12 protein-coding genes and 1 pseudogene are annotated in these 16,731 nt (G+C 26.4%); 6 read left to right on the plus strand and 7 right to left on the minus strand.

Features of this window, described 5'->3' with window-relative positions:
* Window positions 1-310, plus strand: a pseudogene (locus tag BM020_RS00005) (ISNCY-like element ISM1 family transposase); the annotation flags it as partial.
* Between the two features lie 108 nt (window positions 311-418).
* On the opposite strand, the gene BM020_RS00010 reads toward BM020_RS00005, so the two are convergent.
* The 3 genes from BM020_RS00010 to hypD all read right to left on the minus strand — a co-directional run bounded on the left by BM020_RS00010 (window position 419) and on the right by hypD (window position 3,681).
* Window positions 419-1,723, minus strand: coding sequence for a TldD/PmbA family protein (locus tag BM020_RS00010; protein ID WP_067147557.1), 1,305 nt, complete (start codon window positions 1,721-1,723; stop codon window positions 419-421).
* 117 nt (window positions 1,724-1,840) lie between these two features.
* The gene (locus BM020_RS00015) at window positions 1,841-2,545 is read right to left on the minus strand and encodes a phosphoglycolate phosphatase (RefSeq protein ID WP_074797794.1); all 705 of its coding nucleotides are present in this window, start codon (window positions 2,543-2,545) and stop codon (window positions 1,841-1,843) included.
* A 92-nt stretch (window positions 2,546-2,637) separates the two neighbouring features.
* The gene (hypD, locus tag BM020_RS00020; RefSeq protein ID WP_067149109.1) at window positions 2,638-3,681 is read right to left on the minus strand and encodes a hydrogenase formation protein HypD; all 1,044 of its coding nucleotides are present in this window, start codon (window positions 3,679-3,681) and stop codon (window positions 2,638-2,640) included.
* Window positions 3,682-4,043: 362 nt separating this feature from the next.
* Here hypD and BM020_RS00025 point away from each other — a divergent pair, with 362 nt between their 5' ends.
* The 5 genes from BM020_RS00025 to BM020_RS09525 all read left to right on the plus strand — a co-directional run bounded on the left by BM020_RS00025 (window position 4,044) and on the right by BM020_RS09525 (window position 10,386).
* Entirely contained in the window at window positions 4,044-5,762 is a 1,719-nt protein-coding gene (locus tag BM020_RS00025) for a cytidylyltransferase domain-containing protein (protein WP_074797796.1), read from the plus strand.
* 129 nt (window positions 5,763-5,891) lie between these two features.
* Window positions 5,892-6,962, plus strand: a complete 1,071-nt coding sequence (locus BM020_RS00030) for an N-acetylneuraminate synthase family protein (RefSeq protein WP_074797798.1) — start codon at window positions 5,892-5,894, stop codon at window positions 6,960-6,962.
* Between the two features lie 120 nt (window positions 6,963-7,082).
* Window positions 7,083-8,717 (plus strand): sialyltransferase, encoded by a 1,635-nt coding sequence (locus BM020_RS00035; RefSeq protein WP_074797801.1) that lies wholly within the window; start codon window positions 7,083-7,085, stop codon window positions 8,715-8,717.
* Window positions 8,718-10,160 (plus strand): oligosaccharide flippase family protein, encoded by a 1,443-nt coding sequence (locus BM020_RS00040; RefSeq protein WP_074797804.1) that lies wholly within the window; start codon window positions 8,718-8,720, stop codon window positions 10,158-10,160.
* A gap of 79 nt (window positions 10,161-10,239) precedes the next feature.
* The gene (locus tag BM020_RS09525) at window positions 10,240-10,386 is read left to right on the plus strand and encodes a hypothetical protein (RefSeq protein ID WP_159428546.1); all 147 of its coding nucleotides are present in this window, start codon (window positions 10,240-10,242) and stop codon (window positions 10,384-10,386) included.
* A gap of 59 nt (window positions 10,387-10,445) precedes the next feature.
* Here the strand turns inward: BM020_RS09525 and BM020_RS00045 are convergent, their stop codons facing one another.
* From BM020_RS00045 to BM020_RS00060, 4 genes are all read right to left on the minus strand, one after another.
* Window positions 10,446-10,952 carry an acyltransferase gene (locus BM020_RS00045; protein WP_067147575.1) on the minus strand — a complete coding sequence of 169 codons (507 nt, stop codon included), beginning with the start codon at window positions 10,950-10,952 and terminating at the stop codon, window positions 10,446-10,448.
* 96 nt (window positions 10,953-11,048) lie between these two features.
* Window positions 11,049-13,094 carry a hypothetical protein gene (locus BM020_RS00050; protein WP_074797806.1) on the minus strand — a complete coding sequence of 682 codons (2,046 nt, stop codon included), beginning with the start codon at window positions 13,092-13,094 and terminating at the stop codon, window positions 11,049-11,051.
* A 349-nt stretch (window positions 13,095-13,443) separates the two neighbouring features.
* Window positions 13,444-14,643, minus strand: a complete 1,200-nt coding sequence (locus BM020_RS00055; protein WP_067147581.1) for a glycosyltransferase — start codon at window positions 14,641-14,643, stop codon at window positions 13,444-13,446.
* A gap of 137 nt (window positions 14,644-14,780) precedes the next feature.
* Window positions 14,781-16,697: a glycosyltransferase family 39 protein gene (locus tag BM020_RS00060; RefSeq protein WP_074797808.1), complete on the minus strand. Its 1,917-nt coding sequence runs from the start codon at window positions 16,695-16,697 to the stop codon at window positions 14,781-14,783.
* Window positions 16,698-16,731 lie beyond the last annotated feature (34 nt).

Here is a 16,731-nt window from a genome sequence, read left to right on the forward strand (position 1 = left end):
AAAAATTGTTTTAAACAAAATTCTTCAAAAAAAGCGATTGAAAAATTTAAAAATTATTATAGAAAATTATGATTCGATTCCAGAAGTTTTAATGCAATTTGTAAACAAACATGTCTTAAATCACTTCAAAAGATACATAGAATACTTAGATGATGAAAATATTGAAAAAACATCAAATAAAGTAGAAAATTACTACAGACAAACAAATCCAGAAAAAATTAAGAAAACTTACAAAACTAAAAATGGAATTCTAACATTTTTAGACTACCAAATGAAAAACTGGACAAAAAATCACATAAAAATAAAATAAGCCTATAAAATTTTACAACCTCTAAAAATTTAAAAAAAGCTTTTTATCATTAAAGTGATAAAAATTTTGCTTAAATGTTTTTAACTCAAAGCTCAAAAAGCTTGGTGGTTAAGTACCAATAATCCTCACATCATGTAAAAGCAATTTAGGAATAATGAATGATCCTCTTTGTTTTAACTCATCACCTACAGCTATAGCATCAGCTAATAAATCATAAATATTACCAGAAATCATAGCTTTTTTAATAGGTTTCTTATCACCTTTATTTATTAAAAATGAATTGCTTGCTTCAACTGAAAAATCACCAGTAATAGGATTAGCTGTATGGGCACCTAAAAGATCAGTTACTAAAAATGCATCCTTTATTTCAGATTCTAAAACAGAATTTTTAAAGTCAAAAATAATGTTTGAACCACTTACTGAAGGTGTTCCTGCATAAGAAGCTCTAAAACCATTTGAAGTACTTTTTACCCCATCTTTATTTGCTGTGTAAATATCATATAAATATCCTTTAAGAATCCCATCTTCAACTAAAGTAGTTCTTTTTGAAGCAGTACCTTCATCATCTGAAATTGCAGAGTTTAATCCACCGTCATGAGTTCCATCATCAAAAATAGAAAGATTATCAGTTACAACCTTTTCACCAATTTTACCAGCAAGCCTTGATCTTCCTCTTTGGATATTATCTGCACTGAAGCCACTCATAAATGTAGAAAGTAATCCAGTTACTGCATGATAATCTAATACAAGATCTTTATTTGAAGTTTCAATATCTTCTCCACCTAAAGAAGATTTTGCTAAATTACAAATATCTTCAGCTAATTTAATTCCATCTAAATCATAAACACATGATGAGGCAGAATCATAAGCAGTTGTTAAATCACCATCTTTTACAGCATTAATTGAAATACCTAATGAAAATCCAGTAGATTTATCATAAGTTTCTACACCATTAGAATTTAAAATTAATCTTTCTTCTTCTGCAGCTGAAAATCCTCCAGAAGTAGTTTGACAACCATTATCCTCAACACAATTTAAAACTGATTTTAAGTAAGTTGTAAGTTCATCTAAATCAAGCTCTCTGAATTTTTTATCAAGAGTTCCCTTTATTTTTGGTAATTTTTCTACTTCTGCAAATGAGAAATTTTCATCTTTAGAGTTAAGTTTAGAATTTAAGTAAGCATTTTCACAAGTTTTTGCGATTTTTTCCATATCTGATGTAAAAGCAAATCCTACTGCACCATCTCTAATAATTCTTATACCAATTCCTAAGTTAATTTCTTCTTTTGCAAAATTCAAATCAGTTTTTTGAGAATCTAATTGTAATAATTCCATATTATCCAAATAAATTTCATAATCATCAGAATATTTTAAAATTTCCCTTTTTGCCTCTTCAGCTAATTCATATAACATACTATCACACAGTAAAAATAAAATTCTATAGAATAAAGTAAAAATAAAATAAAATATAATAAAAATAAAATATAATATAATAAAAGTAAAATAAAAAAGTGACTAGATAAACTTTCTCTAACATTGGTTAAAGAGGAATTTATCAATAGCCTCTGCTACTCCATCACCATATTCCTTCTGACAAACATAATCAGCTATTTCTTTAAGCTCATCACATGCATTAGCTACTGCAACTTTAAATCCTCCAGCAAGTAAAAAATCTATATCGTTTTCACTATCACCAATACACATAATACTCTCAATATTATAATCTAAAAGTTTAGCTAATTCAACTAAGCCAGTCCCTTTATCAACATCCAGGTCTGTTAAGTGAAGTGCAAATCCACTATCATAAACTTCTACATCAAAGTCCTTTAATAATTCTTTAAGGGGTTTTGAATCCATATTTTTATAGAAAGCAATTTCAGAAACCCTTGCATCTGAATCTTCTACAATCTTAAATGGAATATCTTCACCAAATTTCTCAAGTAAAAAATCATAAGCTTTTTGGGCTTTTGAGATATCTCCTAAAATGATCACTTCATTGTTATTATACCCATCTTGATAAATAACTCCACCATTCTCACAAACTAAACCTCCAGTAGTTCCAACAAGTGTAGCTACTGCATAAGAAAAGTGAGAAATATTTCCAGTAGAGATTATAACTGGAATTCCTGCATCTTCAGCTTTACGAAGAGCATCTAATGCACTATGACAAATTCTTCTTTTACCGTCTGTAATTGTTCCATCTACATCTACAGCTATTGCTTCTATTTTAACCATTAAAACCACTTAAATTAAAGACTCTTAAAAATAAACTAAAAATTAAATTTATCTTAAATAATGAGAAAATTTTCTATTGAAACTAGAGAAATTTATCTACTGTATCTATGGGCAATATTACAAGTTCCCTCTTTACTAACCATACATGCACCAATTGGATGCATTGGATTGCATGCTTTTCTAAATAATTTACAATCAGTTGGTTTAGCCATACCTCTTAAAATAGGACCACAAATGCAGCCTTTAGGAGCTTCAGTAACCTCTTTTACTTCAATATCATATTTTTCTCTTGCATCCCAACTAGCAAATTCATCATTGAGCTCTAAAACAGAATTAGGTATTTTAGGGAAACCTCTCCATTCCCTACTTTCTACATGGAATACTTCTTCCATCATTTCTTTAGCAATGATATTACCTTCAGCTCTTACAGCACGTTTATATTCATTGTCTATCCTTGGAGTTCCATTTTCAATTTGCCTTAAAATCATATAAACAGACATTAAAATATCTAAAGGATTGAAACCTGCAACTGCTTGAGGAATACCATACTCTGTAGAGAATTTTTCAAAGGGTTCCATTCCAAGAATTGTACATACATGTCCTGGTTGAATTAAAGCATTTAAACTAGTTTCACCAGAATTAATCAAAAAATCAAGTGCTGGTGGAATTAATCTATGACATGATATGATTGAAAAGTTTTCAGGTGGTTTATTTAATAATTCAGAGGCAGTTGCTGGAGCAGTTGTTTCAAAACCTGCAGACATAAATACAACATCATTATCAAGTTTTTCTGCAATTTCTACAGCATTTGGAATACCATAAACAACTCTTACATCAGCTCCTTCAGCTTTAGCTTCAGCAAGAGAGCCATTAGAACCAGGAACTCTTAACATGTCCCCAAAAGTAGTAACAGTAATTCCTTTTTCGATTAATTCTAAACATTCATCGATTTCTCTTGAAGGAACAACACATACAGGACATCCAGGACCTGCAACAATTTCTACTTCCTCAGGAAGTAAAGATCTAATACCATGTTCCATAATAGTGTGTTCATGAGAACCGCAAACATGCATAATTTTAATGGGAGTAGCTAAATCATTAATTCTTTTTATTAAAGTATTAGCCATCTCTTTCATACTAACCATTATAACACCTAAAATTTTTTAAAAATACATTATCAAAATAAATCTCTTTATAGAAATATAAAATTTTTCAATAATTCTTTTTAAAAGAGAATCTAAAAAATCAATTCTTAATATAATTAATAAAATTTAATATCAATTAAATTTAATATTATATAAAATTTAATATTAATTAAATTTAATATTAATAAAACTTAATATTAATTAAATTTAATATTAATTAATAATATACTATTATTAATTTGTCTTAATTAATAATATTTTAATATACTATTATTAGTTTCTCTTAATTAATAATATTTTTTAAAATTTAGAAAAATATTCATATAAAATAATCAATAGCTAAAGGTTTTAAAATGTATAAAAATAATAAAATTTTAGTTGTGATACCTGCTAGAGGTGGTTCTAAAGGTATACCTCGAAAAAATATGCGGCTTCTAGGAAAAAAACCACTTATAGCACATACAATCCAAATGGGAAAATCATCAAAATATGTTGATGACGTTCTTGTATCAACAGATGATAATGAAATAAAATTCATTGCTGAGAAATTCGGAGCAGAAACAATTAAAAGAGATGGAAAACTTGCTGAGGATTCAATTCCACTTGATCCTGTAATTTATGACGCTACAATTCAAAAAGAGAAAAAAGTGAATGTTAAATATGATGTTGTAATTACTGTACAAGCTACTTCCCCCCTTCTTAAAACAAAAACTTTAGATTTAGCTATTGAAACTTTATTAAATCCAAATAATGATAATGAATATTATAGCACGATTATAAGTGTAGTTGATGATAGACACTTAAGTTGGGGTTATAGTGAGGAAAATAAAAAGTATTTCCCACTTTATAAAGAAAGATTAAATAGACAATACTTACCAAAAGCATATAAAGAAACTGGAAGTATTTTTGCAACAAAAAGAGAATTTCTTAAAGAAAATAGTCGTCTTGGAGATAATATTGGACTTATTGAAATATCTAAAGAAGAAAGCATAGATATTGATAACTATGAAGATTGGTGGGTAGCTGAAAGAATCTTAAAGAAAAAGAAAATCCTAATCAAAGCAGATGCTTCTCATGAAATAGGAACTGGACATATCTACAGAGGATTATCAATAGCCTCTAAATTAGTCAATCATGAAGTTGTATTTTTACTTGATGAAGCACAGCCATTAGGGATTGAAATAGTTAGTAATAACAATTATCCTTACATAACTCATAATAGTGATAAAGGTGGAGGAAAAGAAGCTGATGATAAAGCTAAAGATGAAATAATTGAAAAAATAGTAGAATATGACCCAGATATTATAATAAATGACATACTTAATACAAATTCCAAATACATAAAAACCCTTAAGAGCAAAGGTTTCTTTATTGTTGACTTTGAAGATCTTGGAGGTGGAGTGAAATATGCCAATATGGTCTTTGATGCATTATATGAACATAAGATACCTCTTAAAAATCTTTACTCCGGACATAAATATTATATTTTAAAAGATGAATTTTATTACCAGCCATTTAAGGAAATTAAAGAATCTGTAGATAAAGTACTTCTTACCTTTGGAGGAACAGATCCAAACAATCTTACTGAAAAGGTTCTTGAAGCAATCTTAGTAAGTAATTATAAAAACAGAATAGAAATAATATTGGGTCTTGGATATGCTAATAAAAATGAAATCCAAGAAAAATACAAAGATAATGACAGAATAGAAATCTATGAGAATGTCAGAAATATGAGTGAGCATATGCACAGTGCTGACTTGATATTCACTTCAGCTGGAAGAACTATGTATGAAATAGCTTCACTTGGAGTTCCTTGTATCTGCCTTTGTCAAAATGAAAGAGAATTAACTCACATCTTTGGAAATGTGGAACATGGATTTATTAACTTAGGTTTAGGTTCTGAAGTTTCTAAAGAAGAAATCCTAAAAACATTTGAAAACACCGTTGATGATTTCCAATTAAGAGAAGAAATGAATAAAAGAATGGGTGAAGTAGATTTAAAACACGGATTTGATAATGTAAAAAAACTGATTAAAAAATCCTATAAAGAATGGAAAGAGGAAAATAAATAATTTTTATTAAATAAAGTCATACGAAATTAAATTAAATTAAATTAAATTAAATTAAATTAAATTAAATAAAGTCATGTCAAATTAAATTATTAAAATTAATCAAAAGTTATAGGTCAATAAGGTGAAAATATGAGCATATTTAATGAAGAGCCATTTTTAATAGCTGAAATTGGTGTAAACTACTATGATATTGCAAAAAAAGAAAAGATGAGCAATATTGATGCAGCTAAATTGATGGTAAAAGAAGCAAAAGATGCAGGTTGCAATGCAGTTAAATTCCAATCATATAAAGCAAATACAATAGCTTCTAAGAACTCTCCTGCTTATTGGGATACAAAAGAAGAACCTACAAAATCACAATATGAATTATTTAAAAAATTTGACTCATTTGGAAAAGAGGAGTATAGGGAAATAGCTGATTACTGTAATGAAATTGGAATTATGTTTTTATCAACACCTTTTGATTTTGACTCAATAGACTATTTAGATGAATTTATGGATGTTTATAAAATATCCTCCTCAGATTTAACAAACATTCCATTTATTAGAAAAATAGCTAAAAAAGGAAAGGATATTATTATTTCAACAGGAGCTTCTAATCTTGATGAGATAAAATTAGCCATTGATACAATAGAAGAAACTAATGAAAAATACACCAATAAAGAAGCAGGAATAGGGATTATGCACTGTGTTCTTTCCTATCCAACAGATAATAGTGATGCTAATCTGCTCATGATTAAGAATCTTAAAGATTTATATCCAAACTATGAAATAGGATATTCAGATCATACTAAACCCGATGAAAACATGCTTATTTTAACAACCGCTTATCTTTATGGAGCTACAATCCTTGAAAAACATTATACCTTAGATAAAACTTTACAAGGAAATGACCATTATCATGGAATGGACCCGGAAGATATAAGAAAATTCTATAAAAATATAGAACTTATTAAAGCAATCAATGGACAATATGATAAAATTCCCCTTCCATGTGAAGGAGAATCTAGAAAACAAGCAAGACGTTCTATTATTACAAAAGAAGAAATAAAAAAAGGAACTGTAATTACAGAAGAGATGCTTACATATAAAAGACCGGGAACTGGTATTTCACCAAGTGAAATAGCTAATGTTATTGGAAAAAAAGCTAAAATAGACATTGCTGAAGATGAATTGCTTAAATATGAATCTTTAGAATAAAACAATGAAAAACTTTAGATTATTTAAAATAAATCTTCATAATAAAACACTGAAAAACTTAGATTATTTAAAATAAATCTTTAGAATAAAACACTTAAAAAACTTTTAAAAGGAATAAATATGGCTTTTACAGTAAAAGAAATTTGTCAAAATATTTGGAATCTTGAAGAAAAATATGAATTAAACCATAAAGAGATTCAAGATTGCTACCCTTGGCAATTAATTAGAATGTATTTATATTATGAAATAACAAGAAAGACAAATCTTTTTGAATCTGCCCAACAATCAAGTCTTTCTTTATATAATAAAATAACCTCATTATTACCTTTTATTAAAAACAGCATATTGTCAAATCCTTTAAGTGGAAAAGAAAATCCAGATGTTTTAATATTTGACCATCCAAGAAAAGTCATATTTAATGATGAATATCAGGATATTTATAGCTATTTTTTAAAAGATGCTTTAAATGAATATAATAAAAGTTTTGAAACTATAGAATCCCCCTATCTCAATCAACATTTTAGAAATGATATAAATAAAAAAGAAAATAATGTTAAATTTAATGATAGAATTCTATTAGGTTCATTTATTCACAAAACAAGAAATAGGGGGAAAGTTCCATTTACAGATAAAGAAAAAGAATTAATAAATACTGTAAAAGAAGAGCTTGAATCTATTTTTAAAATAAAATTAGATTTATTTAGAATTTTAGAAGATCATATCCTTAATTTCCAATATGACTATAAAAAGTATATAGAACTTCTAGAAAAAAGAAAAGCAAAATTTGTATTTCTAGTAGTAGCTTATGAAAATAAAGCATTAGTTGCAGCTTGTAAGAAAATGAATATTCAAATTATTGAATTACAGCATGGAACTATAAGCCCATATCATTTAGGATATAGTTATCCAAAAAATACTATGAAATTCAATGATGAAATTAAGAAAATTGAATACTTTCCAGATAAAATACTAAGTTTTGGTAACTACTGGAAGAATGCTAGCTATTATCCTTTAGAATCTGATAATATTATCTCAATTGGTTTTCCCTACTTTGAAGAAAACTCAAAAAACTATATAAAAATAGCTAAAAATAAAGGAAATAAAAGTAATAATAAAAATAATGAAAATGAAAATAATAATAATGAAAATAATGAAAATGAAAAACAAATTTTATTTATTTCACAAGGAGTTATTGGGAAATATTTATCTAAATTAGCTTACGAAACAGCAAATTCTTTAAATAAAAACAACAATAAAGAAAATAAAACCAATAATACTTTAAATAAAAACAACAATAAAGAAAATAAAACCAATAATAATCAAAATTACAAATTTATCTATAAACTACATCCTGGAGAATATGGAACTTGGAGAGAAAATTACGAATATCTAAACAAAGCAGTGAGTAAGTTTGATAATTTTAAAGTTGTTTATGAAAGTCAACCTCCATTATATGAATTATTTGCAAAAAGTGATTATCAGATAGGTGCATTTTCTACAGCAATCTATGAAGGACTTGCGTTTAATTGTAAAACATTTATCATAGATGTTCCAGGAGTAGAATATTTAGATGATTTAATTGATAAAAATATTGTAAAAAAAGTTAAAAATAGTGAAGAACTAATAAATTATTTAAAAGAAGAAAAAATAGATTTGAAAGAATATGATAAAGATTTCTTCTTTAAAAATTATGACAAAACTGTTTTTGGTGAAATTTTAAATAACTTAGATTCTAAAAAATATAAGTGTGATTAAATGAGTGAGTATGTGCGATTTATACAGAGGATAGGTTTAGTGGGATTAACCAATATTTTAATCTCCCTAAGTAGTCTTATTTTCATACCTATTATTACAAAATCCTTTACCACAGCAGAATATGGCATGTGGGCACAAGTAAATACAACAATCGCACTGGTTCCAAATATTGCCAATTTAGGCCTTCCATACACAATGGTAAGATTCTTATCTGCAGAAAAGGATAAAGAAAAGATAAAAGATTCTTTTTATCCAATGATTAGCCTAACATTTATTTCAACAATAATCCTATGTACACTTTTCTTAATATTTGGAAATATTATTGCAGATACACTATTTAATGGAAGTATGCAAGTATTATACATTACAACTGCAATTTCCTTCTTTGCATCTATGAATTTAATGTTAATTACTTTCTTTAGAACTTTCCAGCAAATGAAAAGATACTCATTATTCTTAGTTTTCCAAAGTTATATAGGAGTCTTTGTAAGTATTTACCTTACATATGCAGGTTATAATATTGAAACTGTTGTACTTGGTCTTTTAACAGGTTATGCTACAGTGTTTATTATGATGGCATTCTTAATTCTTAGATATCTTGGAATTGGATTTGGAAAATGGTCTAATTTAAAAGAGCAACTTGCATTTGCTATACCCACTATCCCAAGTAATGTATCTAGTTGGGTGGTTGATTCAAGTGATAAATATGTTATTGGTATCCTTATAGGATCTGTTGCTGTAGGATGTTATTCACCAGGATATGCATTAGGAAGTATATTACTAATGTTTCTCTCTCCCTTTGCTGTACTACTTCCTGCAATTTTACCAGAACATTATGAAAAAGGAGATCTTGCTGAGGTAGATAAATATCTTAGTTACTCTATGAAATACTACCTACTCTTAACTGTTCCAGCAGGAGTAGGTATGAGTGTACTTTCTAAGCCATTATTATATATTATAACAACTCCAGAAATCGCTCTTGGAGGTTATATGGTAACTCCATTTGTCTGTCTAGGGGCAATATTTATGGGAATCTATGGAATTATTAATAATATTCTTATTTTAGAAAAAAATACAATGATCCTTGGTAAATTGTGGATTTTTGTAGCTATTTCAAATATAGTTCTTAATTTATTACTTGTACCCTATTTAAACATTCTTGGAGCAGCTATTGCTACACTTTTATCCTATATTATTGCTTTTAGTGTAACAACTATTGCAAGTAGTAAAACTATGAAATTATCATTTAATATTAAAGATATACTAAAAATAGTTATTGCTTCAGCGATTATGGGAGTTGTAGTTTATAATATGAAACCAGATGGAATTATTAATGTTCTGATATCCATCCTCGTAGGTGTAATTGTATACTTCGCCATCATCTTCATTTTAAAAGCAGTGACAAGGAAAGAAATTGCAATCTTTAAAGATTTACTTCATTAAATTGAAGCTAAAATTAATTTAATCAAATGAAAATTCTAATTAAAAAATAGATTAAATGAAATTAGTAAAAATAGAATAAATGAAATTAATGAAAAATATAATAAATGAAATTAGTAAAAATATAATAAATGAAATTAGTAAAAATATAATAAATGAAATTAATAAAAATATAATAAATGAAATTAGTAAAAATATAATAAATGAAATTAATGAAAAAAAGTTTTAAAAAACATTAACAATCAAATTATTTAATTAAAAATAATTAAATAATAGATTTAAATAGAATTAATGGAATTTACCTTCTTTTTTTAACTTATCATAATGATCTTTATCTCTTGAAGAAAAGACTTTTGCAGGGTGACCTCCAGCAATTGCATATTTTGGAATGTTACTTACTACAACACTACCTGCTTGAATAATGGCTCCTTCACCAATAGTAACACCGGGAAGTATAATTACACGATTTCCTAACCATACATTATCTTCAATAATCACATCTTTAGAAATAACAGTAGAATCATAAGGGATAGCTTTACCTTCGTAATTATGACTATCAGTAATTATCATACACTCAATTCCAGAATGAAAATTATCTCCAATAATCACATCAGCTGTTCCTTGAATTTTCATACCATTAAAGTTAACATTATTTCCTAAAGAAGTTTTAGGGGTAATATAAGAATAATTGTTAACTCTTAAATCATATCCACATGATTTAGATACTCTTTTTACTCTAAAAGTATAATATTCTCTTTTAATATTTTTAATAAAATTGAAGATATTTGAAATCATATAATCACGAGATAAATTAATATATAAATAAAGTTCTTAAAAAAATAAAAAATAGCTGTTTTAAAAAATAAATAAAAAAAGTGAAAAATTAAATTATTATACTACAGAACAATCTGTAGAATAATAAGATAGAAGTCTTGCTATTTTAGCAACAGTTAATTCATCAATTCTTCTTTGGCCACGAATCATTTTATTAAATAATTCATCAATAAACAAGTCTTCATTTGTAAGAATAACATTTAAAATAGCTAAATCATCATTTACAAAACCTATAAGAGGTTCAATATAAATACCGCTAAATCCTTTATTATCTAAGAAAATAGCTAAGTCTTCATTTAATTCTAAAGCTTTACGTTTTATTTGACTATTATTTACAAAATGAATTTCCTCATTACCAAATTGGAACCTTGATTGATTATCATCATAATCAGTTTGAAGTTCTAAAGTATTTTTCCTATCCATATAATTTTGAATGGAAGCAGAATCATTTACCATTGCATCAGTTTCATTATCTGATTTTACTTTATTTTTATACTCCTTTGAATCGTATCTTTTAGATAGAATAGTAAATAATCCAGTTGGTCCAACAACTACATGGTTAATAATATCTTTAGATTGTGGTGGTTGAACTGCATAGAATACATAAAAATCACTTGGAAGAGCAAGTAATCTTTCACGAATGATTCTTCCACGAGCAATATAATTATTAAAAGTGTATTTTTTATAAATACCAAAACTTAAAATAAGAATACCTAGCGCTACAGTAATTAATACATACCATATTCCACTTACAAAGAAATAATAAGCAGCAAAAACAATTAAAACAAATGCTCCCATCAATATATAAACATCTGCATAGGTTTTTTTAGGTTCATATGCTCTATTTTGAGATTTCATTAGATCAATTGTTGCTTGATTAACTAAAGCATCATCTTCACCTGCAGTTAAGTTGCCACGTTTAACACTTTCTTCACCTTTTTTAATTAAACGTTTAACAGAGCTCTCTTTATAAAATTCTTTGTCCATTGATTTAATATAATCATCTTTAAGAATATCTATTATAAATACATAATATTTATATCTGGCAAGTTTAAATGCCTCATATTCCTCAGGACTATCGAAAACCATTTCATTTTGAACTCTTGAGAATAATTTTTGGTCTTCTTCAGATAATTCTTGTCTTCCTAAAGAAACTGGTGATTCTGGCAATTCATCTTCTGGGATATCTGTCACTTCAACTAGCCTAGCTTCTTGGCTTTCAAGTTCCTCTGCATATTGGTAAATATCACTACCATCATAATTTGATTTATATGCAAAACCAGAAGAAATGTCTCTTGAAGTTTCCATATGTCTTTTTTCTGCATGAATAGGAACTATATCATCACTATCTCCTAATGAAGAATCATATATAGAACCATAGGAAATCATTTCCCCCTCATCATAATTAGATTCTAATGTATCTACATCAGGTAAAGCTGATTCAGTTTCATAATAATAATCACTATCTAAATATTCATCACTTTGAGCATTAAGCTCTCTATGAATAGGAACAATCTCATCTAAACCATCATCAAAATTAGCTTCAGCATGAATAGGAACAATCTCATCTAAACCATCATCAAAATTAGCTTCAGCATGAATTGGTATGATTTCATCAACTTCAGACTCTGCATAAATAGGAACAATCTCATCAACTTGAGACTCTGCATGAATAGGAACAATCTCATCAACTTGAGACTCTGCATGAATAGGAACAATCTCATCGATTTCAGTTTCATCATCAATAACTATGTTTTCAGTGAGTGGGTTATCTATAAAATTAGTAGAAGTAGTAGAATAGGTTGATGTAGAATCCATATTTGAAACATAATCTAAAGATCCTCCACAACTATTACATTCAAATTCATTTATATCATCATCTTCAGTTAATTGATATTTTAATCCGCAATTTGTACAATAAACAACTATTGAATTAGAAACATTCTGCGAATTATAATCTGAGGAAACTCCTTTTTCATTATTTGAGAAATTTTCAAATTCCTCTAGATTTCCAGAACAAACAGAACATTCAAATGCATTAATATCATCTTCATCATCTAGTTGATATTTTGCACCACAGTTCTTACAAACTACCACTTTCATCTTATCCCTACTCAATTTGATTAATAATCTTAGATTTAATTAAAAAGTTTAATCGAAAAAATAATTAAAAAGATTACTTTATTAAATAAATATTAATATAATCTTTATAATTTATTAGATTTAAACATTATGTATTTATTTAATCAGAAAAATAATATTCTTTAGATTAAAATTTAAAAATTTAAAAAAATATTGATTAAATTATAAAAAGAATAAGGTAAAAATAGATTTTAAAGAAATAATTATTTTAAAATGAATAAAAAACAATAGAACAGCAAAAAATATTAAAAAATAATAAACAGCACAAAAAAGCATGCCAAAAATAAAAAAAAGCATTTAAAAAAGTTTCTTAAATAAATTTCTTATAAATTTCTAAAATTTGATTATTAATTATATCCCAATTATATTTCTCTTTGATAAGTTTTTTGCCATTTTCACCATATAATTTAGACAAACCCTCATCAAATAATATTTCTTGAATAGCAATTCTTAAAGAATCTTTATCATAATCACAAGCTAGACCAACATTTTCATCAACCCAGTTATGAATATGATTGTTTTTTGTTAAAACTAATGGTTTAGAACATGCCATTGCTTCAAGGCCACTTGTTGTAAAAGATTCATATTTAGAAGGCATGACAAATAAATCACAATCAACTAAAGCTTCTTGTTTTTCTTCTTTATATAATGGACCTGTAATAATTAGATTTTCTTCAAGAGAATATCCTTTAATCTTTTCTTCTAATTTAGATAAATAACCATCATCAGGACCGACAATAGCTAATTTAATTCTTTTACCATTATTTTTATTATCTTTATTATCACCATTTAAATGAATTAAATCATTAAATGCATCAATTAATAAATCAAGCCCTTTAATTTCATGAATTCTACCTACAAAAAGAATTAATTTATCCCCCTCATCAATATCGAATCTAGATCTAAATTTACCGTAATCCGGAAGAGTTTCATACTCTTCTAAATTTATTCCTAGTGGAACAATCTCAATTTTATCCTCATCAATACCCATTTTTAAATATTGCTGCTTTTCTACTTCACTAAGTGCAAATACGCAAGATGCATTATGAAGGATTTTAAATCCGAATATTTTATCAAAAAGATTTTTTAAACCTTCTTTTTGGAAAAAAGGAAGTACAGAGCCGTGAGCTTGTACAATGTATGGAATATTATTACGACGAGCAAAATAACTTACAATAATAGCTAAGGTCTGTCTATGTTCATGAATATGTATTATATCATAGCTTTTTATATCCATTCTAATCTTAAAAGGAGCAGATAAAGGAGTATCTAACATAGTAGAAAGTTTAAATTTATTAGATAAATTTTTAAAGTAATCGACTTTAATTCCATTAACATCTACATCATATCGGCCATTTAAGAATTTTAATCTTTCTTTACATGAATCTGAGCTAATAACTTTAATATCATTATCAATGCTCTGTTTAGATGCAATCTGATAACTTGCATTAACTACTCCCCCTGCAGATAAACAAGGATAAAAGAAATGGGCAACATGTAAAATTTTCATAAAATTCACCTTCGTTAAAACTAAATCCAATTAATTAAATTCATAGAATAGACAATATTCCATAAATTAAAATAAAAAACTAAATCAAAATTAATTAATCCTCTCATATAATACTAAAATAAAAAACTAAATCAAAATTAATTAATCCTCTCATATAAATACAAACCATTTTTATTATAAATCATAGTATAATTTTCTAGCTTAAAATTATCATCCGAAATATAATAATCAATATCGCTTGATTCTAAGAAACTTAATTGATTATCTGTTAATGGAATAGTGTACATTTTTAAAAACCAATTATAAGACCTCTGATTAAATACTGCAACATCTTTTGAAGCATAATTTGAATCATACTGGATTAAATAATCTGCAATCACTTTATTTTTATTAAAATCTTCCTTTAAGTGAACAGTTGAAGGAAATGTAAATGCAGAGAATATGCAAAATATTATTAAAATTATTGGAATAATATTTAAAAGATTCTTTTTCTTAAACTCAAAAAACTTAAATCTAGAAGCGAAATCTAATATCCCATTAATAGCAAAAATTACAAAGTAAATAAAAGCTGGAAATACAGTTATAATATATCTATTTACCTTAATATTCAAAAATGTAAAAAAGATAAAGTAAACTAAAAACCATGCTAAGAATAAAATATTTGAGGAATATAATTCTCTATTAATATCATTTTTCTTTAAGAATGCAAACAGAATAACTAAATCAACTAATAAAATAGTTATTGTTATAATTGAATTTATCTTAAAACTTAAAATTGAGATAAATAATAATAAAACAAATAAAATACCTACAAAATACTTAAAATATTTTTTTATATATTTATTGTTCAATCCATTAAACTCTCTTAATTCATTATCACTTTTTAAATCTTTATCACTTAGTCCATTAAACTCTTTCAATTCATTATCACTTTTTAAATCTTTATCACTTAGTCCATTAAACTCTTTCAATTCATTATCACTTTTTAATTCACAATTTAACTTGTTTTCCCTAAGATTATCAAACCTAAAATCCTTTTTTCTTTTGCTATTAAATAAATTATATATAAATAAGAAAATTCCAATAGCAAATAGTCCAATTAGCAAATATGATACATAGTTTGAGCCAAATAATATAGGTATTACTCCATCAAATTTTACATTATCTGAAAATAAGAAATTTGGAAAATCATGAAGATAGAAAAACGTATCATTTGTATAGGCATTATCAATAATTTCTCCTTTAGAACCTGAAGCAAATGTAGAAGTTTGAGTTAAAAATGACAAATTAGAGCCATAATTTAAAATTGAAGCTGAGAATAGAATTATTAAAATTAAGGCTAAAATGCAAGATTTTAATATATTTCTAAATTCTTCACTTTTTAGGTATAATCTAATTTTTAGAAAAAATTCTTCTCTATTTAAAAATAATAAATCTAAATTACTAAAGAAATCATGATAAGAAATATAATATAATACTATCAAAGGTAATAAAAATAATGCTGTATAACGTGTGAAAATAGCTAAAACTAATAAAGGAATTGCAACTTTATAATATTTTGAATCTTCATCAATAGCAAGAAGTGTGAAAATAATTACCCATATAGATAAAGCAGCTGCAGGTACATCTAATGTCCCATTTGCCCACCAAAGTAAATTAAGAGAGAAACTGCCAAAAAGAAATGCACCACAAAGAGATAATAAAGAACTAAACTTATTCTTTAGAAGTACATAGATGCCAATATTTCCAAAAATACAGAAAACGCCAGTTACTAAGTAAAGAGATATTTCAGATAAAAAGCCCAGTCTAAATAAAATAGATGTTAAAAAGCAGATGAAAGGAGCCAAATACAAATATAAAATACTGGAAGAATAGCCTGCAAAAACCAATGAATTAGATAAATAAATAAAAACATCTGAACAATATATTCCAATATATTCGTTAAGATTTATAAGGACATATGTAATGAGAATACTGAAAACTGTTAAAATAAATAAATATAAAAAATCATTTCTAGAGATATTCAAATCCTCAAAAACACTTTTAAAAGCCATTTTAACACTATTCCCATCACTATTGTTCCAATTT

This window comes from Methanobrevibacter olleyae, from assembly GCF_900114585.1.
In the GTDB taxonomy this organism is placed as follows: Archaea; Methanobacteriota; Methanobacteria; order Methanobacteriales; family Methanobacteriaceae; genus Methanobrevibacter; species Methanobrevibacter olleyae.